The organism is Rhodanobacter sp. FW101-FHT13A11 (assembly GCF_058790335.1).
Map to the genome: position 1 here is coordinate 184,876 of NZ_JBYTCN010000001.1, position 17,656 is coordinate 202,531.

Below are 17,656 nucleotides of genomic sequence, written 5' to 3' on the forward strand. Positions count from 1 at the left end.
GCAGGGGGAGGGGCAAAGCTTCAAAACCCTGCGGCGTGCTCCGAAAACCGCCGTTTCAGCGGCCCTAGCCGATCGAGCAGACGGACGCCGACGCCGCGCGCGGCGACCAGCGCCGGCGACTGCCATGCGTAGATGCGCGCCAGCGCGTCGAAGCCCAGCGCGTCCAGCGTGTCGGCGCTGCGCCGGCGGCGCGCGTAGCGGCGCAGCACGTGCGCGGCGCCGATGTCGCGGCCGGCCGCGCGTGCGTCGATCAAAGTGTCGCGCAACTCGGCCACGTCGCGCAGGCCCAGGTTGACGCCCTGCCCCGCCAGCGGATGCACCGCGTGCGCGGCGTCACCCAGCAGCACGAAACGATCGGTCTGGTAGCTCTCGGCCAGCTGCAGCTTCAGCGGAAACGCCGCACGCGGCGTGGTGGTGACGATCCGACCCAGCCGGAAATCACTGGTCACGCCCAACTCGTCCATGAAGGCCTGCTCGTCCAGCGCCAGCACGCGCCGCGCCTCGGCGTCGGGCAGCGACCACACGATCGAACTGCGCCCGTCGGCCAGCGGCAGCAGCGCCAGCGGGCCGCCCGGCAGGAAACGCTGCCACGCGGTGTTCTCGTGCGGGCGTTCGGTGGCGACGTGCGCCACCACCGCGGTCTGCGCGTAGTCGCGGCCGCGCGTACCGATGCCGGCCAGTTGGCGCAACGGCGAAGCGGCACCATCGGCGGCCACCAGCAGCGCGGCAGCCAGCGTTTCGCCGTTCGCCAGCTCCAGTTGGATGCGATCCTCGCGCGCCTCGAAACCCTTCACCTCGGCCGGGCACAAGCGGCGCACGCCGCACAGGGATGTGCCAGTGCTGCGGGCGTAGGCGACCGCAGGGATGCCGGAGTCAGAGCAATGCAAGGAGCAATTGCCGGATGCGCTGGAGCTGCCGCCAGCAGCGTCCAGCGCCTGCCACAGCGTCCACTGCACCAGGCTGTTCTCGACGATGTAGCCGAGCCGGTCGCGCCCCTCCCTGGCGGCATCGAAGTCGATCGCCGCGCCGCTCTCGGCGTCCCACACGTGCATGTGCGTGTACGGGCCGGCACGGGCAGCGCGGATGGACGTCCAGACGCCCAGTTCGTCGAGCAACGCGATCGATGACGGCGCCAACCCAACCACGCGCAGGTCCAGCTCGGCGTTCGCATCCCATGCCGCCGGCGCGCGCGCCTCCAGCAGGGCGGTGCTGAAGCCGGCCCGCGCCAGCGCCAGCGCGGCGGCGGCGCCGACCATGCCGCCGCCGACCACGGCCACGTCCAGCCCGGGTGCGCGGCGGCGGGAAGAGATGTCTTGTGCCGGCGCGTTCACGGCAGGTGCTCCAGTACCGCCAGCGGCGGTTGGCCGCGGAAACCCATGCCGCGCCGCGCCAGCGCGCGCTGCAGCGGCGGCAGCCGGTCGCAGGCGAGCAGGGCCAGCGAGCGCAGTGGCGCCAGCAGCGGCTGCGGCAGGCAGGCCAGCTGCACCAGGCCGTGGCTCATCGCCATGGTGCCTTCGCGATCCGGCGCACGCCGCGCGGCGTAACGCGCCAGCAGGTCGGCCGCACCCGGATCGGGCGCCGCGGCGACCAGCTCGGCCAGGGTCAGCGCGTCGCGCAGGCCGAGGTTGAACCCCTGCGCGCCGATCGGGTGCACGGTCTGCGCGGCATTGCCCACCAGCACCGCGCGCGGCGCGGTCAGCCGCGTGGCGGCGACCCGCTGGATCGCGTACGGATGGCGCCGGCCCGGCCGGCCGAGTCGGCCCAGCCGCCAGCCGAAACGGCGCTGCGCCAGCTCGATGAAGCCGGCGTCGTCCAGCGCGGCCACCCTCTCGGCCTCGTCGGTGGCCACCGTGAGCACCAGGCCGCAACGGCGCTCGGCCAGCGGCAGCAGCGCGACCGGGCCTTCGTCGCCGAAGCGCTCCCACGCGCGGTTCGCGTGGTCGCGCTCCGGCGTGACCGTGCAAACGAACAAGGTCTGCCGGTAATCGTGCCTTTCGGCGTCGATGCCCAGTTGCGCCCGCACGAACGACTGCGTGCCGTCGGCACCGACCAGCAGCGGCGTATCGAGGCTGTGCGCACCGCCGGCGGTTTCGACCTGCGCGCGCCAGCCGCCGGCCAGCGGCTGCAGTGCGGACAGGGTGGCCGGCGCCAGCCGGGTCAGCCGGGTGCATTCGTCCAGCCGGCGCAACAGCGCCGCGCCGAGCTCGCGTGCCGGCAGGGTCCAGCCCAGCGCGTCGACGCCCTGTTTGTCCGCGTCGATGCGCGCGCTGCCGAACTCGCCGGCGCGGCTGACGTGGATGTGCCGGATCGGCGTGGCGCGGGCGGCCGCGTGCCGCCACACGCCGATCGCCGCAAGTCCGTTGACGGTGGCCCGGGCCAGCGCCAGGTTGCGCTCGTCGTAACTGGGCTGTGCGTCGGCGCGCGGCGCGGCGGTTTCGACCAGGGTGGCGGCGACGCCGGCGACGTCCAGCGCGATCGCCAGGCTGGCGCCGACCAGGCCGCCGCCGACGATCAGCACGCCGGACCCGTTCGGCGCGGGAGCTTCGGGGACATTCATGCGCCGATGATACCCGCTGCCGCCGTCTGCGCCGCAGGAGTGCGTTGGGCTAGACTACACGTCTCACCTGACGCCCATCTGGAACTCCCATGGTCAAGACACCGGCCCAACGCCTCGGCATCCTCCTCGCTCTCATGGTGGTGATGGCGGCCACCCGCATGCATCACTCGCTGCTGCATCATTTCGATGCGCTGCCGGACGCTTCGTGGGGCATCTTCTTCCTGGCCGGCTTCTGGCTGCGCGGTACCGGCCGCTGGGCCTTCCCGTTGCTGATGGCCGAGGCGGTCGCGATCGACTACCTGGTGATCAGCGGCCAGGGCCTCGACTTCTGGAGCCACTACTGCGTGTCGGCCGCCTACTGGTTCCTGGTTCCGTCGTACTTCAGCCTGTGGCTGGGCGGGAGCTGGCTGGCACGGCACCAGGCCGGCCTGCGCCTGCAGACGCTGGGTCTTGCTGCGGTGGCGCTGCTGGTCAGCTGGGCGGCCTGCTACCTGCTGTCGAACGGCAGCTTCTACTGGCTCAGCAACAGCGTGCCGCTGCCGCGCAGCTTCGCCGCCTGGTCCGCCAACCTGGCCGACTGGTACCTGCCGTTCCTGCAGACCACCGCGCTGTATGTCGGCATCGGCGCCGTGCTGCACGTGCTGGCGACCCAGGCCGCACGCATGCTGCACGCCGATCACCGGGCCGGCCAGTCGCGCTGACCCGGCCATGGGCAACCGGCTCTCGAAAATCTACACGCGCACCGGCGACGACGGCAGCACCGGCCTCGGCGACGGCTCGCGGGTGGGCAAGGACTCGCTGCGGGTCAACGCCTACGGCACGGTGGACGAGCTCAACAGCACGATCGGCATGCTGCTCGCCTCGGACGGCGTCGGCGACGAGGTGCGCGAGGCGCTGACCCAGGTGCAGCACGACCTGTTCGACCTGGGCGGCGAGCTGTGCATTCCCGGCATGGCGATGGTCGAGGACAGCGACATCGAGCGGCTGGAACGCATCCTCGACACGCTCAACGAACCGCTGCCGCCGCTGAAGGAATTCATCCTGCCCGGCGGCGGCATGGCCGCGGCCTGCGGCCATTTGGCACGCACCGTGTGCCGCCGCGCCGAGCGCGAGGTGATCGCGCTGTCGCGCGCGGAGGAGATCCGCCGCCAGCCGCAGCGCTACCTGAACCGGCTGTCCGACCTGCTGTTCGTGATCTCGCGGGTGCTGGCTCGCGCCAGCGGCCACGGCGAGGTGCTGTGGCAGCACGAGCGCCGCCGCAAACCCAAGCCTGCCGGGTAAGCCGCTGCATGCTGCGGCTGTATACCCACCCCGCCTGCCTGCAGCACGATCCCGGCCCGGGACACGTCGAACGACCGGCGCGGCTGCGCGCCGTGCTGCAGGCGCTGGATCACGACCGTTACGCCGCGCTCGACCGCATCGAGGCACCCCAGGCGACCCGCGAACAGCTGTGGCGCGTGCACGGCGCGGCCCACGTCGGGGAAATCCTGCTCGGTGCGCCGCCGGACGACATGCTCGCCCTGGACCCGGATACCGTGATGGGCCCCGGCTCGACCGAGGCGGCCCTGCGTGCGGCCGGCGCCGTGGTGGCCGCCGTCGACGCGGTGCTTGGCGGTGAGGTGCGGCGCGCGTTCTGCGCGGTGCGTCCGCCTGGCCACCACGCCACGCGCGAGCGGGCGATGGGTTTCTGCCTGCTCAACAACGTCGCGGTGGGCGCCGCCCACGCGCTGGCCGCACACGGCCTGAAGCGGGTCGCCATCGCCGATTTCGACGTGCACCACGGCAACGGCACGCAGGAGATCTTCGAGCGCGAGCCGCGCGTGCTGTTCGCCTCCAGCCACCAGTCGCCGCTGTACCCGGACAGCGGCAGCGAGGACGAACGCGGCGTGGGCAACATCGCCAACGGCACGCTGTCGCCCGGCGCCGGTTCGTACGAATTCCGCGAACTGTGGGATGGCGTGCTGCTGCCCCGGCTGCATGCGTTCAAGCCGCAGCTGGTACTAGTCTCGGCCGGCTTCGACGCGCACCGCGACGACCCGCTGGCCGACCTCCGGCTGGGGCCGGACGACTACGCCTGGATCACCGAGCGGCTGGTGGCGCTGGCCCACGCGCATGCCGGCGGTCGGCTGGTTTCCAGCCTGGAAGGCGGCTACAACCTCGCCGCCCTGGCCGCTTGCGCCAGTGCGCACGTCGCCGCCCTCATGGACTGAAATTCCCGCCAGGCACGCCTGCCGCACCCCCGGCGAAGATGGATGCGGCGCGGGTTCACTGCCTCGTGTCGCCCGCGTGAAGAACGGCGCCGGAACGTGATCTCCCACGCCCTCGACCCGCACGCCAACCGGCACCGAACCCGCCCGCGGCCCACCCTCCAGGCTGAATCCCGCCCCTGCCCGGACCAAGGTTTACCTGCCGCCGACGGGGTCTTTCTGCTAGCTTAACGAGCCTTCGAAGCCGGCAGATTTCCCGCGATGCCCAAGCTACCCCCACGCCGCCTGCTCGCGGTCGCCGCCGCGCTTGCCCTGATCGGCGGCCAGGCCGACGCCCACCCAGCCCGGACCCCGGCCGCCAACGGCACGGACCAGGCCGCCGACCAGGCTTGCCCACTGGGCTCGTTCCATTGCGCACGGCGCCCGCTCAATTACGCGATGTGCCGGCCCAATGCGCTGCTCGAGTTCTACGACCCCGCCCTGAGCACGGACAGCAGCCTGCGCGAGACCAGCCCGACCCAGGTGCAGGCGCAGCACGTGGACAGCTCGGACCAGTCGGTCTACCACCTCTCCGGCGAGGTACGGCTGCAGCGCGCCGACCAGCTGCTGCAGGCCGACCGCGTCGACTACAACGACACCAGCACCGACTACGACGCCCGCGGCAACGTGCGCTACCAGGAAGCCAGCCAGCTGCTGGCGGCCTCGCACCTGCGCGGCAACACGGACGCCAGCCGCGGCATCGCCGACGACGTGCGCTACCAGTTGCTCGAGGCGCGCGGCAACGGCTCGGCCAAGCAGGGCCACATGCTGGACGCGTTGCACACCCGCTACACGATGGCCACGTATTCCACCTGCGACGTGGGCCACCACCTGTGGGAATTCCGCGCCAAGTCCATCACCATCAACAAGGACACCGGCGTCGGCGTGGCGCGCAACGCCACCATGCGGCTCGGCAACGTGCCGTTCCTGTACCTGCCGTATTTCAGCTTCCCGGTCGATGACCGGCGCAAGAGCGGTTTCCTGTACCCGACCATCGGCCACAGCAGCCGCTCGGGCTACGAGATCAGCACCCCGTACTACCTGAACCTGGCGCCGAACTACGACGCCACCTTGGACCCACGCTACTACAGCGACCGCGGCGCGATGCTGGCCGGCGAGTTCCGCTACCTGCTGCCCGGCACCAACGGCCAGCTCAACGTGGAATACGTGCCCAGGGACCACGGCAAGAACGACGGCCTCGCCAACACCCAGGGCGACTCCCGCTACCTGGTCCGGTTCTCCGACCGCACGCAACTGTGGAGCGGATGGCAGTTCGTCGGCTCGTACAACCATGCTTCGGACAGCAGCTACCTGTACGACTTCGGCAACAACCTGTCGCACACGGCGGTCTACATGCTGGATTCCGGCGCCGCAATCATGGGCGGCGGCAAGTGGTGGAGTGCCTCCTTCGGCGGCACGATCTACCAGAACCTGAACCCGTTCGTGACCGACAGCGTGCTGCCCTACAAGCAGCTGCCCTACGCGCGATTCAGCATGGACGTGCCGTTGTCGCGCTGGCTGGAAATCGGCATGGACAGCTCGGCGGCAGCGTTCCGCAAGAACGGCTTCATCGGTGGCCAGCGCGAGGACCTCTATCCCTACCTCGCCGCCAGCTTCGGCACCTCGGCCTGGTTCGTGCGGCCGCGGCTGGCCTATCGCTATACCGCCTACCAGCTGGACGGCGACTATCGCGACTACGGCTTCGGCGGGCGGCTCGGCGGCGGCGCAACCTCGCCGTTCGACCAGAAGTCGCCCAGCCGCGCGCTACCGATCGTCAGCCTCGACAGCGGACTGGTGTTCGACCGCAGCACCACCCTGTTCGGCAGCAGCTACACGCAGACGCTGGAGCCGCGGCTGTACTACCTGTACGTGCCCTACCGCAACCAGAACAACCTGCCGCTGTTCGACACCAACGTGATGTCGTTCGACTACTGGCAGCTGTTCTCGACCAACCAGTTCTCCGGCGCCGACCGCCAGATGGACGCCAACAACCTCACGGCGGCGCTCAGCACCCGCCTGCTCGACGACGGCGGCGTCGAGCGGGTGTCGGCCAGCATCGGCCAGATCCACTACTTCAGCCCGCAGAAGGTACTGGGTACCGACTGGGTCCACTCGGCTTACGTGGCCCAGCTCGACGTGCAGCTCAACGACCGCTGGCGCCTGAACACCGCCTACCAGTGGAACCCGAACACCCGCCTCACCGACATGGCGGCGGTCGAACTGCAGCGGCGCGTGCGCACCGACGGCATCTTCAACTTCTCCTACCGCTACCGCCGCGGCCTGCTGGAACAATACAGCGCTTCGCTGGTCTATCCGGTATCCGAACGCTGGCGGCTGGTGGGCGCATGGACTTACTCGGTGAAGGATCACGAGAGCGTCGACGCGCTGGCGGGCGTGGAATACGACAGCTGCTGCGTGTCGCTGCGGCTGGTCGGTCGCAGCTACGTCAACCAGTACTACTACGGCTTCGGCCCGGCGCCCACCGGCAACAACCTCAACCATCGCGACAATGCCGTGATGTTCGAGGTGGTTTTCAAGGGGCTGGGCTCCACCGGCGGCCAGATCGATCCGCTACTGCGCCGTGATATTCTCGGCTATCAATAAACGCATTCGCCCCGGCGATCCAGGCTGTCCACCGATGAAGCAACCCATTGCATCCCTGCTGCTCGCGCTCGCGATCGTGCTCCCCGCCCATGCCCAGTTGCTGACGCCCGCCGCGCCGGCCGGCCAGTCGCTGGATCGCATCGTGGCCGTGGTCAACGACGACGTGATCCTGCAGAGCGAGCTGAACGACGCGGTGGCCTCGGTGCGGCAGCAGTACGCCGGCCACGCCGAACAGCTGCCCCCGGTGAACGTGCTGCAGCAGCAGGTGCTCAACCGGCTGGTGCTGATGCGGCTGCAGGTGCAGAAGGCGCGGGACCAGGGCATCCACGTCTCCAGCGCCGACATCGACCAGGCCGTCCAGGGCGTGGCGCAGCAGAACCGGCTCACCCCCGAGCAGTTGCGCGCGGAAGTGGAGCGCAGCGGCGCCAGCTACGCCGCATTCCGCGACCAGATCAGCGACCAGATCACCGTGCAGCGGCTGCACCAGAGCGTGGTGCAGGATTCGGTCTCGGTCACCGACAGCGAGATCGACAACCTGTTGCACAGCCCGACCTACAAGTCCGGCGAGGTGCACCTGGCGCACATCCAGATCAGCATTCCGGGCGGCGCCGATGCCGCCGCGATCCAGGCCAGCCAGGCCAAGGCCGAGCAGACGCTGGCCGCGATCAAGGGCGGCATGGATTTCAACGCCGCCGCGATCCGCTACTCCGACGCGCAGGACGCGCTGGAAGGCGGCGACCTCGGCTGGCGCCGGATGGACGAGATCCCGCCGGCCTTCGCCGACACCATCGCCACGATGAAGCCCGGTGACGTCAGCCCGGCACTGCGCGGCCCCACCGGCTTCCACATCCTCAAGCTGATCGACCAGCGCCAGAACAGCCGCAAGATGGTCACCGAACTGCACGCGCGACAGATCCTGATCAAGCCAAGCGAGCTGGTGTCGCCGGCGCAGGCCGAACAGAAGGCGCAGGATCTGTACCACCGCATCGTCGACAAGCACGAGGATTTCGCCGCCTTGGCGAAGGAAAACTCCAAGGACGACACCACCGCCAACCTCGGCGGCGACATGGGCTGGTTCCCGCCGCAGTCGTGGGGCGAGGCGATCGCCACCCAGCTGGCCCAGCTGAAGGACAACGAGGTGTCGAAGCCGTTCCAGAGCTCCGCCGGCTGGCACATCGTGCAGCGGCTCGGCGAACGCCAGAGCGACCAGACCGCGCAGATCGCACGCGACCAGGCACGCCAGGCGATCGGCACCCGCAAGTCCGACCAGGTCTACGACGACTTCCTGCGCGACCTGCGCTCCGGCGCCTACGTCAACATCCTGGTACCCGAGCTGCGCGCCGCGGACACCCGGGCTGGCGCCGCCGGCGCACCGTAAGCGGTTGGACGACATGCCTCTGCCGCGGCTCGCACTCACCGCGGGTGAACCGGCAGGGATCGGCCCGGAGCTGCTGGTCAGGCTGGCCGCCACGCCGCTGGCGGCCAGCCTCGTCGCCGTCACCGACCGCACCCTGCTGCAACGCGCCGCATCGCGCTGCGGCATGGCGATCGAACTGGTCGACGACGACGGCAGCGCGCAGTCCGTACGCCACCCCGGCACGTTGCGCCTGCGGCACATCCCGCTGGCCGTCGACGAGGTTCCCGGGCGGCCCGACCCGCGCAACGCCGGCCACGTGCTCGCCGCGCTGGCCGAGGCCGCCGACGGCTGCATGGCCGGCCGCTACGATGCGGTGGTCACCGCGCCGCTGCAGAAGGCCTCGATCAACGACGCCGGCATCCGCTTCAGCGGACACACCGAGTTCTTCGCCGACCGCGCGCGCGCCGACGTGGTGATGATGCTGGCCAGCCCGGAATTGCGGGTGGCGCTGGCCACCACCCACCTGCCGCTGGCGGCGGTACCGGCGGCGATCACGCGCGCATCGCTGACCCGCACGCTGCGCATCGTGCACGCCGAGCTGCGCGCGAAATTCGGCCTGGCCGAGCCGCGCATCGCGGTGCTCGGCCTGAACCCGCACGCCGGCGAAGGCGGCCACCTCGGCCACGAGGAGATCGACACGCTGATCCCGGCGCTCGACGCCTTGCGCCGCGAGGGGATGCACCTGCTCGGCCCGCTGCCCGCCGACACCGCCTTCGTGCCGGCCCAGCGCGCGCGCTACGACGCCGTGCTGGCGATGTACCACGACCAGGCGCTGCCGGTACTGAAGAGCGAGGCGTTCGACCGCACCGTGAACCTCACCCTCGGCCTGCCGTTCATCCGCACCTCGGTCGACCACGGCACCGCACTGGACCTGGCCGGCAGCGGCAGCGCCGATCCGGCCAGCCTGATTGCCGCGGCGAACCTGGCGCTGGCGCTGGTGCACCGGCGAGAAGGGAGTAACAGGGAGTGAGCAAAAGCCGCCCGACGCCACTCTCATGCCTCTCTCCTCCTCACTCACTCCTGCCCTCATGAACGCGCGCCCCAAGAAAAGCTTCGGCCAGCACTTCCTGCACGACCGGCGCTATATCGACCGCATCGTCGCCGCGATGGCGCCGCGGCCGGACGATTTCGTGGTCGAGATCGGCCCCGGCGAGGGCGCGCTGACCTTGCCGTTGCTGGCGGCGGCGGGCTCGCTCACCGCGATCGAACTGGACACCGACCTGATCCCCGGCCTGCAGGCGCGCGCCGCCGGCGCGGGCGAACTGCGCATCATCCACGCCGACGTGCTGAAGGTGGATCTCGGCGCGCTGGCGCACAGCCATGGCGTACCGCGGCTGCGGCTTGCCGGCAACCTGCCGTACTACATATCCAGCCCGATCCTGTTCCACTGCGTCGAGCACGCCGCGGCGATCCAGGACATGCACTTCATGCTGCAGAAGGAGGTGGTCGAACGCATGGCCGCCGAGCCGGGCAGCAAGGTATACGGCCGGCTGTCGGTAATGCTGCAGCTGGCGTGCCGGGTCGAGCCGCTGTTCGACGTGCCGCCGGAGGCGTTCCGGCCGCCGCCGAAGGTGGACTCCGCCGTGGTGCGGCTCGTGCCGCTGCCGGCGCACGAGCTGCACGACGCATCGCCCGAGCACGTCCACGCCGTGGTCAAGGCCGCGTTCGGGCAACGCCGCAAGACATTGGCCAACGCGCTCAGGCAACTGCTCGACGCCGACGCGATCCGCCGTGCCGACGTCGATCCGAAGGCGCGCGCCGAAACCCTCGCCCCGGCCGACTTCGTTCGGCTGGCCAAGGCTTGCCACGGCCTCCCGCCGTGAGAGCACATGCCGTTGGTCGCTACCGCCCCAATCGCGGCGGCAGGCCTTACAATCCGGGCATGACTGAAAAATCCTCCTACACGATCGACGTGCAGGTCGAAACCCGCTTCGTCCCCGACCAATCGAAGCCCGGCGACAATCGCTACGTTTTCGCCTACACCGTTACCCTGCGCAACGCCGGCAAGATGCCCGCGCGCCTGCTCGGCCGCCACTGGATGATCACCGACGCCAACGGCAAGGTGGAGGAAGTGACCGGCGACGGCGTGGTCGGCGAACAGCCGTGGATGCGCCCCGGCGACGACTTCGAATACACCTCCGGCGCGGTGCTGGAGACGCCGGTGGGCACCATGGGTGGCAGCTATCGCATGCTGGCCGACGACGGCACGGAGTTCGAGGCGCCCATCCCGACCTTCACCCTGTCCATTCCGCGTACGCTGCATTGACGGTCCTGCGCTGACATGGCTACGTACGCGATCGGCGACGTGCAGGGTTGCTACCCCGAACTGCAACGCCTGCTCGACAAGCTGCGCTTCGACCCGGCGCGGGACCGGCTGTGGTTCTGCGGCGACCTGGTCAACCGCGGCGGCCAGTCGCTGGACACGCTGCGGCTGATCCACGGCCTGCGCGAACACAGCGTGGTCACCCTGGGCAACCACGACCTCAGCCTGCTGGCGATCGCCCAGCGCCGGCCCGATGCGCAGGCACGGGTGAATCCCGAGCTGCGCGAGGTGCTGTTCGCCGACGACGCGCCGGTGCTGTTCGAATGGCTGCGTTCGCAGAAGCTGCTGCACCACGACGAACAGCTGAACTGGACCATGGTGCATGCCGGCCTGGCGCCGATGTGGACGCTGCGGCAAGCGCAGCGCGCCGCGCAGGACGTCGAGCGCGAGCTGGCCAGCCCGCGCCATCCGCGGCTGCTGCGCAACCTGTTCGGCAACCGGCCGGCGCTGTGGACGAGCCGCCTGCAGGGACTCGACCGCCAGCGCGCCACCATCAACACGATGACCCGGATGCGCTACTGCGACGTCAACGGCCGCATCGACTTCGAGGCCAAGGGCATGCCCGGCACGCAGAAGCCCGGGTTGTATCCGTGGTTCGAGGTGCCCGGCATGCGCCGCCGCGACACCCGCACCGTCTGCGGCCACTGGTCCACGCTGGGCCGTTTCGCCGGTTGCGGCGTGTACGCGATCGACACCGGCTGCGTATGGGGCGGGCAGCTCACCGCCCTGCAACTGGACGCGGAGGAACCGCGGTACTTCACCGTCGATGCCGAGCCGCACCGCAAGCGGCCGCCGGGCGGCGAGGACTGAACAGCGGGGGTGAGCCAAGAGGGGTGAGCAGTGAGGGAAAGCTGCACATCCTTCCCTCTTCCCTCACTCCTCTTCTCTCACTTCTCGCTCAGGCCAGTTGGCCGTGGCAGTGCTTGTACTTCTTGCCGGAACCGCACGGGCACGGATCGTTGCGGCCGATCTTGGGACCGTCGTGCTGTGCCGGCTGCTGCGCCAGGCGCATGCCGGCGCCGACTGCCGCCTCCGCCTCGCCGCCGAACGCGCCGGCCGGCGGGGCGCCGCCGCCGGTCGCCTGCATCTGCTTCTGCAGCCGGTCGGCCAGGCGCCGCTGCTCGGCCTCCATCGCGGCGACTTCCTCCTCGCTGCGGATGCGGATGCGCGCCAGCATCTGGGTCACTTCGGCCTTGATCCGGTCCAGCATCGCCGAGAACAGCTTGAACGACTCGCGCTTGAACGCCTGCTTCGGATCCTGCTGCGCATAGCCGACCAGGTAGATGCCCTGGCGCAGGTAGTCCATGCTGGCCAGGTGATCCTTCCAGGCGTTGTCGACCACGGTCAGCATGATGTGCTTTTCCAGCTGGCGCATGGTCTCGGCGCCGATCTGCGCCTCCTTCGCCTGGAACAGCTCGTTCACCGCGCCGCGCACGTGCTCGAGGATCATCCCGGCGTCGATCTCGTGCTGCTGCTCGATCCAGTGCTTGAGGTCGAGCGACAGGCCCAGCTCGCTTTCCAGCTCGCGGTCGAGGCCGGCCAGGTCCCACTGCTCGTCGATGCTGTCTTCCGGCACGTAGGCGCGCACCATCGACTGCACCACGTCGTCGCGGATGTCGGCCACGGTGGCCGAGACGTCGTCGCCGTCGAGCAGTTCGTCGCGCTGGCGGTAGATCACCTTGCGCTGGTCGTTGGCGACGTCGTCGAACTCCAGCAGGTGCTTGCGGATGTCGAAGTTGTGCTGCTCGACCTTGCGCTGCGCCTTCTCGATCTGGCGGCTGATCATGCGGTCTTCCAGCGCGTCGTCGTCCTTCATGCCGAAGCGCTTCATCCAGCGCACCAGGCCTTCGCCGCCGAAGATGCGCAGCAGGTTGTCCTCCAGCGACAGGTAGAAGCGCGAGGAGCCCGGATCGCCCTGGCGGCCGGAACGGCCGCGCAGCTGGTTGTCGATGCGCCGCGACTCGTGCCGCTCGGTGCCGATGATGTGCAGGCCGCCGGCGACGAGCACCTGTTCGTGCAGCTTGTTCCACTCCGACTTGACCCGGGCGCGGTCGATCTCGCTGGCGTCCGCCGGCAACGCCGCCAGCGCCGCCTCCAGGCTCCCGCCGAGCACGATGTCGGTGCCGCGGCCGGCCATGTTGGTGGCGATGGTGACCTGGCCGGGGGCGCCGGCCTGGGCCACGATGTGCGCCTCGCGCTCGTGCTGCTTGGCGTTCAGCACCTCGTGCACCACGCCGGCCTTCTTCAGCATCCCGGACAGCAGTTCGGACACCTCGATCGAGGTGGTGCCGACCAGCACCGGCTGGCCACGCTTGTGGCAGTCCTTGATGTCCTCGATCACGGAGCGGTACTTCGGCTCCTGCGAGAGGAAGATCATGTCCGAGTTGTCCTTGCGGATCATCGGCTTGTGGGTGGGGATCACCACCACCTCCAGGCCGTAGATGCTCTGGAACTCGAACGCCTCGGTGTCGGCCGTACCGGTCATGCCGGCCAGCTTCTTGTACATGCGGAACAGGTTCTGGAACGTCACCGTGGCCAGCGTCTGGTTCTCGCGCTGGATCGGCACGCCCTCCTTCGCCTCGACCGCCTGGTGCAGGCCATCGGACCAGCGCCGGCCCGGCAGGGTGCGGCCGGTGAATTCATCGACGATGATCACCTCGCCGTCGCGCACGATGTAGTCCACGTCGCGCTGGTAGATGCCGTTGGCGCGCAGCGCGGCGTTGAGGTGGTGCACCACCGCCAGGTTCTTGGAGTCGTACAGGCCACTGTCCTGCTCGATCACGCCGGCCGCGCGCAGCAGTTCGTCGGCGTGCTGCATGCCCTCCTCGGACAGGTGCACCTGCTTCTGCTTCTCGTCGACCCAGTAGTCGCCGGCGCCGTCTTCCTCGGTCTGGCGGATCATGTGGGGCACGATCCTGTTCACCGCGATGTACAGCTGCGGGGAATCCTCGGCCGGGCCGGAGATGATCAGCGGCGTGCGCGCCTCGTCGATCAGGATCGAGTCCACCTCGTCGACGATCGCGTAGTGCAGGCCGCGCTGGTAGCGCTGTTCCTTGCTCAGCGCCATGTTGTCGCGCAGGTAGTCGAAGCCGAATTCGTTGTTGGTGCCGTAGGTGATGTCGGCGGCGTAGGCGGCGTGCTTGTCGGCATGGTCCATGCCCGGGTACACCACGCCCACGCTCAGCCCGAGGAAGCCGTACAGCTTGCCCATCTGGGCCGAGTCGCGCCGCGCCAGGTAATCGTTCACGGTCACCACGTGCACGCCCTTGCCGGCCAGTGCATTGAGGTAGACCGGCAGCGTGCCGACCAGGGTCTTGCCCTCGCCGGTGCGCATCTCGGCGATCTTGCCCTGGTGCAGCACCATGCCGCCGATCATCTGCACGTCGTAGTGGCGCATGCCAAGGGTGCGCTTGGCCGCCTCGCGCACCACCGCGAATGCCTCGGGGAGCAGCTTGTCCAGCGACTCGCCGGCGGCGACGCGCTGCTTGAATTCGTCGGTCTTGCCGCGCAGCGCGGCATCGTCCAGCTTCTCGAACTCGGCCTCCAGCGCATTGATGCGGTTGACGCTTCTGGAAAGCTGGCGCAAAACGCGCTCGTTGCGGCTACCAAACAGGCTCGTCAGGGCACGATTGAACATCGATTTTCCGGATTGGGGAACAAGGCGCCCGCCATGAGCACGGGCCAATCGGGCATGTTACTACATGCCATCAGGACGCCGCCCGCGAAGGGACCTTGCGGGAACGGGGAACATGCCGACCCGCCCTGCATGGTGCCGGCCTGGGCCGGATTCAAGGGATATCGCGGCTGGGGAACGACCTCAGCGGCGGTTGCGCACGAACGCCAGCGGATTGACCACGCGGCCGTCGTACCAGACCTCGAAATGCACGTGCGAGCCGGTGGAGCGACCAGTGGACCCGGCCTTGGCGATCACGTCGCCCACCTGCACGTGCTGGCCCGGGCGCACATCCAGCGCGCTGTTGTGCGCATAGCGGGTCATGTAGCCGTTGCCGTGGTCGATCTCGACCACGTCGCCATAGCCGCTGCGCTGGCCCGCGAACGTCACCATGCCCTCGGCCACGGCGTGCACCGGCGTGCCGAACGGGGTGGCGATGTCGATGCCGGTATGTCGCGCCGACCGGCCATCGAACGGATCCGGACGCACCCCGAAATAGGAGGAGATGTAGCCCGGCACCGGCATCCCGGTCGGCTTCAGGTTCGATTCGATCCTGGCGTCCAGCAACAGGCTCTGCAGCGCCGACAGCTGCGCCTGCTGGGTGTCGAACTGGCCCGCCAGCTGGTTGATGCTGCTTTCCAGGGTCGGCGGCAGCGCGTAGGCGACACCGGCGGTGTCCTCCACGCCGCCGACCGCCGGTTGCTGGTCGAAGTTGAACTCGCCGTCGTCGAGCTTGCCGACCTCGGCCAGCCTCTCGCCCAGCGCATTCAGCCGGGTCGACTGGGCCTGCAGCTGCCCGAGCTTCATGGCTAGCGCGTCGAGGTCGCGATGGGCATCCTGGCGCACGCCGGCCAGCTGGGTGTTCTGCTGCCGGATCTGTCTTTGCATGTCGCGAATGTCCGCCAGTGCGCGGTCACGCGGACTGGCCACCAGCAATGCCAGCGCCACCCCGGTACCCATGCAGCCGAGCACGGCCGCCGCTACCGTCGCCAGCAGCTTCCAGCGCAGGCGCCGATCGGCCAGGTCGAGGGTTTTCGGCAGTTTTCCGGCGCGTGAGACGAGTATGATTTGCATGACTTTCCAAGATCGAATTCCGGCACCATGCAACGCGCCACCCCGGCCACTTCCCGCCGCGCCGGCAACGGGCCGAAGCCCCTCGCCGAATGCGGCTCCTTCGCGACGCTGGCCCGAAAGGCCGGCGCGCTGGAAGCGCTGGACCGCGCACTGCGCCAGACGTTGCCCTCGCCGTTGCGCGAGCAGGCCAGATTCGCCGACCTGCACAACGACCGCCTCGTCTTCCTGGTGTCTTCACCGGGCTGGGCATCACGCCTGCGCTTGATGCAGACGCAGATCCTTGCCGCCGCGCATGCCATCGGCATACGCGCCAGTTCAGTCACCGTGAAAGTGGCCCCCCAACCACCGGTCGCAACACCGCCGGATCGGTCGAAACCGCTTTCGCCCGCCGCGGCCACCCACCTCAAGGCAGCCGCCGCGTCATTCACAGACCCCGAATTGCGGGCCCTGTTCCTCGAACTGGCGTCCTTCGCCGAAACCGCTGATTCCCCCTCGCCCGGCACGGACTGACTCGCCCCGTCCGGGTGCCGGCGACGGGTTTTATAGCACGGGGTTTGTTAAGACATAACCCGCCTCGTCATGAAGGCGTGAAGCCGAACGCGGGGAAAATGTGATTTGCATCACGAAAACGGCCGTGTCATCCGACACGGCCGTCTTCATGGAGCCCTTGCCCAGCGAAGCGCTGGCCCGGCTCAGGTCGCCTGGGCGGGGTGCGCGTAGGAGATCGGCGAGGTGGCCGGATCGTCCTGGTAGCTGACCTCTTCCCACGCCGTGGCGTCGGCCATCAGCGTGCGCAGCAGCTTGTTGTTGAGCTCGTGGCCGGACTTGTGCGCGTGGTAGGCGCCGATCAGGCTGTGGCCGAGCAGGTACAGGTCGCCGATCGCATCGAGGATCTTGTGCTTGACGAACTCGTCCTCGTAGCGCAGGCCGTCCTCGTTCAACACGCGGTAGTCGTCCAGCACCACGGCGTTGTCCATCGAGCCGCCCAGCGCCAGGTTGTGTTCGCGCAGCATCTCGATGTCGCGCATGAAGCCGAAGGTGCGCGCGCGGCTCACTTCCTTGACGAAGGAGGTGGTGGAGAAGTCGATCTCGGCACGCGAGGTGCGCTGGCTGATGATCGGGTGGTTGAAATCGATCGAGAAGCCGACCTTGAAGCCCTCGAACGGCTCGAAGGCGGCCCATTTGTCGCCTTCCTGCACCTTCACCGGCTTCTTGATGCGGATGAAGCGCTTGGCCACGTTCTGCTCTTCGATGCCGGCGGACTGCAGCAGGAACACGAACGGACCGGCGCTGCCGTCCATGATCGGCACTTCCGGCGCGGACAGGTCCACATAGGCGTTGTCGATGCCCAGGCCGGCCATCGCCGAGAGCAGGTGCTCGACCGTGGAGACGCGCACGTCGCCGTTGACCAGCGTGGTCGACAGCCGGGTATCGCCGACATTGTCCTCGCGGGCGCGGAGGTCCACCGGCGGATCGAGGTCGGTGCGGCGGAACACGATGCCCGTATTCGGCGCCGCGGGACGCAAGGTCATGTACACCTTGTCGCCCGTATGCAGACCCACACCGGTCGCGCGGATGATGTTTTTGAGCGTACGCTGCTTGATCATTGTTGTTGGTACCTGTGTAGGCAGCAGCCAATCAGGGGCGGATGCTAACACAGTTTTAACCTGTGGTGAAAGCAAACCGTACCGTACAGTCTGATTAAGCCTTCATGTTTCTTTCATCCTTGAAAGCTTCGTGCGTCCACCGTCGTCTGGTCCGA

15 protein-coding genes are annotated in these 17,656 nt (G+C 68.9%); 10 read left to right on the forward strand and 5 right to left on the reverse strand.

Annotation, left to right across the window (positions count from 1 at the left end; translation table 11 throughout):
• Window positions 1–20: 20 nt before the first annotated feature.
• Both AC3WRN_RS00835 and ubiH read right to left on the reverse strand, forming a co-directional pair.
• Window positions 21–1,331, reverse strand: a complete 1,311-nt coding sequence (locus tag AC3WRN_RS00835; protein ID WP_492621499.1) for an FAD-dependent oxidoreductase — start codon at window positions 1,329–1,331, stop codon at window positions 21–23.
• The gene (ubiH, locus tag AC3WRN_RS00840; RefSeq protein ID WP_492621500.1) at window positions 1,328–2,557 is read right to left on the reverse strand and encodes a 2-octaprenyl-6-methoxyphenyl hydroxylase; all 1,230 of its coding nucleotides are present in this window, start codon (window positions 2,555–2,557) and stop codon (window positions 1,328–1,330) included. Before ubiH ends, AC3WRN_RS00835 begins: the two co-directional genes overlap by 4 nt.
• Window positions 2,558–2,646: 89 nt before the next feature.
• Between ubiH and AC3WRN_RS00845 the strand changes: the two genes are divergently transcribed.
• From AC3WRN_RS00845 to AC3WRN_RS00885, 9 genes are all read left to right on the forward strand, one after another.
• On the forward strand, window positions 2,647–3,258 hold the full coding sequence (locus tag AC3WRN_RS00845; RefSeq protein ID WP_068090250.1) for a hypothetical protein: 612 nt from the start codon (window positions 2,647–2,649) through the stop codon (window positions 3,256–3,258).
• A gap of 7 nt (window positions 3,259–3,265) precedes the next feature.
• The gene (locus tag AC3WRN_RS00850; RefSeq protein WP_068090247.1) at window positions 3,266–3,838 is read left to right on the forward strand and encodes a cob(I)yrinic acid a,c-diamide adenosyltransferase; all 573 of its coding nucleotides are present in this window, start codon (window positions 3,266–3,268) and stop codon (window positions 3,836–3,838) included.
• An 8-nt stretch (window positions 3,839–3,846) separates the two neighbouring features.
• Window positions 3,847–4,767 carry a histone deacetylase family protein gene (locus AC3WRN_RS00855; RefSeq protein ID WP_068090245.1) on the forward strand — a complete coding sequence of 307 codons (921 nt, stop codon included), beginning with the start codon at window positions 3,847–3,849 and terminating at the stop codon, window positions 4,765–4,767.
• Window positions 4,768–5,025: 258 nt separating this feature from the next.
• Entirely contained in the window at window positions 5,026–7,407 is a 2,382-nt protein-coding gene (locus AC3WRN_RS00860; protein WP_492621501.1) for an LPS-assembly protein LptD, read from the forward strand.
• 34 nt (window positions 7,408–7,441) lie between these two features.
• The gene (locus tag AC3WRN_RS00865) at window positions 7,442–8,785 is read left to right on the forward strand and encodes a peptidylprolyl isomerase (RefSeq protein ID WP_068090241.1); all 1,344 of its coding nucleotides are present in this window, start codon (window positions 7,442–7,444) and stop codon (window positions 8,783–8,785) included.
• A 13-nt stretch (window positions 8,786–8,798) separates the two neighbouring features.
• A complete protein-coding gene (gene pdxA / locus AC3WRN_RS00870; RefSeq protein ID WP_492621502.1) occupies window positions 8,799–9,794 on the forward strand; it encodes a 4-hydroxythreonine-4-phosphate dehydrogenase PdxA in 996 nt (331 codons plus the stop codon).
• A 58-nt stretch (window positions 9,795–9,852) separates the two neighbouring features.
• The gene (gene rsmA, locus AC3WRN_RS00875) at window positions 9,853–10,647 is read left to right on the forward strand and encodes a 16S rRNA (adenine(1518)-N(6)/adenine(1519)-N(6))-dimethyltransferase RsmA (protein ID WP_492621503.1); all 795 of its coding nucleotides are present in this window, start codon (window positions 9,853–9,855) and stop codon (window positions 10,645–10,647) included.
• A gap of 59 nt (window positions 10,648–10,706) precedes the next feature.
• Entirely contained in the window at window positions 10,707–11,090 is a 384-nt protein-coding gene (gene apaG / locus AC3WRN_RS00880; RefSeq protein ID WP_068090235.1) for a Co2+/Mg2+ efflux protein ApaG, read from the forward strand.
• Between the two features lie 15 nt (window positions 11,091–11,105).
• Window positions 11,106–11,957: a symmetrical bis(5'-nucleosyl)-tetraphosphatase gene (locus AC3WRN_RS00885; RefSeq protein WP_068090233.1), complete on the forward strand. Its 852-nt coding sequence runs from the start codon at window positions 11,106–11,108 to the stop codon at window positions 11,955–11,957.
• An 88-nt stretch (window positions 11,958–12,045) separates the two neighbouring features.
• Here the strand turns inward: AC3WRN_RS00885 and secA are convergent, their stop codons facing one another.
• Window positions 12,046–14,784 (reverse strand): preprotein translocase subunit SecA, encoded by a 2,739-nt coding sequence (secA, locus tag AC3WRN_RS00890; RefSeq protein ID WP_492621504.1) that lies wholly within the window; start codon window positions 14,782–14,784, stop codon window positions 12,046–12,048.
• A gap of 180 nt (window positions 14,785–14,964) precedes the next feature.
• Window positions 14,965–15,894, reverse strand: a complete 930-nt coding sequence (locus tag AC3WRN_RS00895; RefSeq protein ID WP_492621505.1) for a M23 family metallopeptidase — start codon at window positions 15,892–15,894, stop codon at window positions 14,965–14,967.
• A 27-nt stretch (window positions 15,895–15,921) separates the two neighbouring features.
• Here AC3WRN_RS00895 and AC3WRN_RS00900 point away from each other — a divergent pair, with 27 nt between their 5' ends.
• Complete coding sequence (locus tag AC3WRN_RS00900; protein WP_068090227.1) at window positions 15,922–16,404, forward strand: DciA family protein; 483 nt, start codon at window positions 15,922–15,924, stop codon at window positions 16,402–16,404.
• A 182-nt stretch (window positions 16,405–16,586) separates the two neighbouring features.
• On the opposite strand, the gene lpxC is transcribed toward AC3WRN_RS00900, so the two are convergent.
• Window positions 16,587–17,501, reverse strand: coding sequence for a UDP-3-O-acyl-N-acetylglucosamine deacetylase (gene lpxC, locus AC3WRN_RS00905; RefSeq protein ID WP_068090225.1), 915 nt, complete (start codon window positions 17,499–17,501; stop codon window positions 16,587–16,589).
• Window positions 17,502–17,656 lie beyond the last annotated feature (155 nt).

Coding starts and splice junctions, on each gene's coding strand:
- AC3WRN_RS00895 (WP_492621505.1), bottom strand. CDS start 15,894: ATGCAAATCATACTCGTCTCACGCGCCGGAAAACTGCCGAAAACCCTC.
- AC3WRN_RS00855 (WP_068090245.1), top strand. CDS start 3,847: ATGCTGCGGCTGTATACCCACCCCGCCTGCCTGCAGCACGATCCCGGC.
- AC3WRN_RS00900 (WP_068090227.1), top strand. CDS start 15,922: ATGCAACGCGCCACCCCGGCCACTTCCCGCCGCGCCGGCAACGGGCCG.
- AC3WRN_RS00850 (WP_068090247.1), top strand. CDS start 3,266: ATGGGCAACCGGCTCTCGAAAATCTACACGCGCACCGGCGACGACGGC.
- pdxA (WP_492621502.1), top strand. CDS start 8,799: ATGCCTCTGCCGCGGCTCGCACTCACCGCGGGTGAACCGGCAGGGATC.
- AC3WRN_RS00865 (WP_068090241.1), top strand. CDS start 7,442: ATGAAGCAACCCATTGCATCCCTGCTGCTCGCGCTCGCGATCGTGCTC.
- AC3WRN_RS00885 (WP_068090233.1), top strand. CDS start 11,106: ATGGCTACGTACGCGATCGGCGACGTGCAGGGTTGCTACCCCGAACTG.
- rsmA (WP_492621503.1), top strand. CDS start 9,853: ATGAACGCGCGCCCCAAGAAAAGCTTCGGCCAGCACTTCCTGCACGAC.
- AC3WRN_RS00845 (WP_068090250.1), top strand. CDS start 2,647: ATGGTCAAGACACCGGCCCAACGCCTCGGCATCCTCCTCGCTCTCATG.
- lpxC (WP_068090225.1), bottom strand. CDS start 17,501: ATGATCAAGCAGCGTACGCTCAAAAACATCATCCGCGCGACCGGTGTG.
- ubiH (WP_492621500.1), bottom strand. CDS start 2,557: ATGAATGTCCCCGAAGCTCCCGCGCCGAACGGGTCCGGCGTGCTGATC.
- AC3WRN_RS00860 (WP_492621501.1), top strand. CDS start 5,026: ATGCCCAAGCTACCCCCACGCCGCCTGCTCGCGGTCGCCGCCGCGCTT.
- apaG (WP_068090235.1), top strand. CDS start 10,707: ATGACTGAAAAATCCTCCTACACGATCGACGTGCAGGTCGAAACCCGC.
- secA (WP_492621504.1), bottom strand. CDS start 14,784: ATGTTCAATCGTGCCCTGACGAGCCTGTTTGGTAGCCGCAACGAGCGC.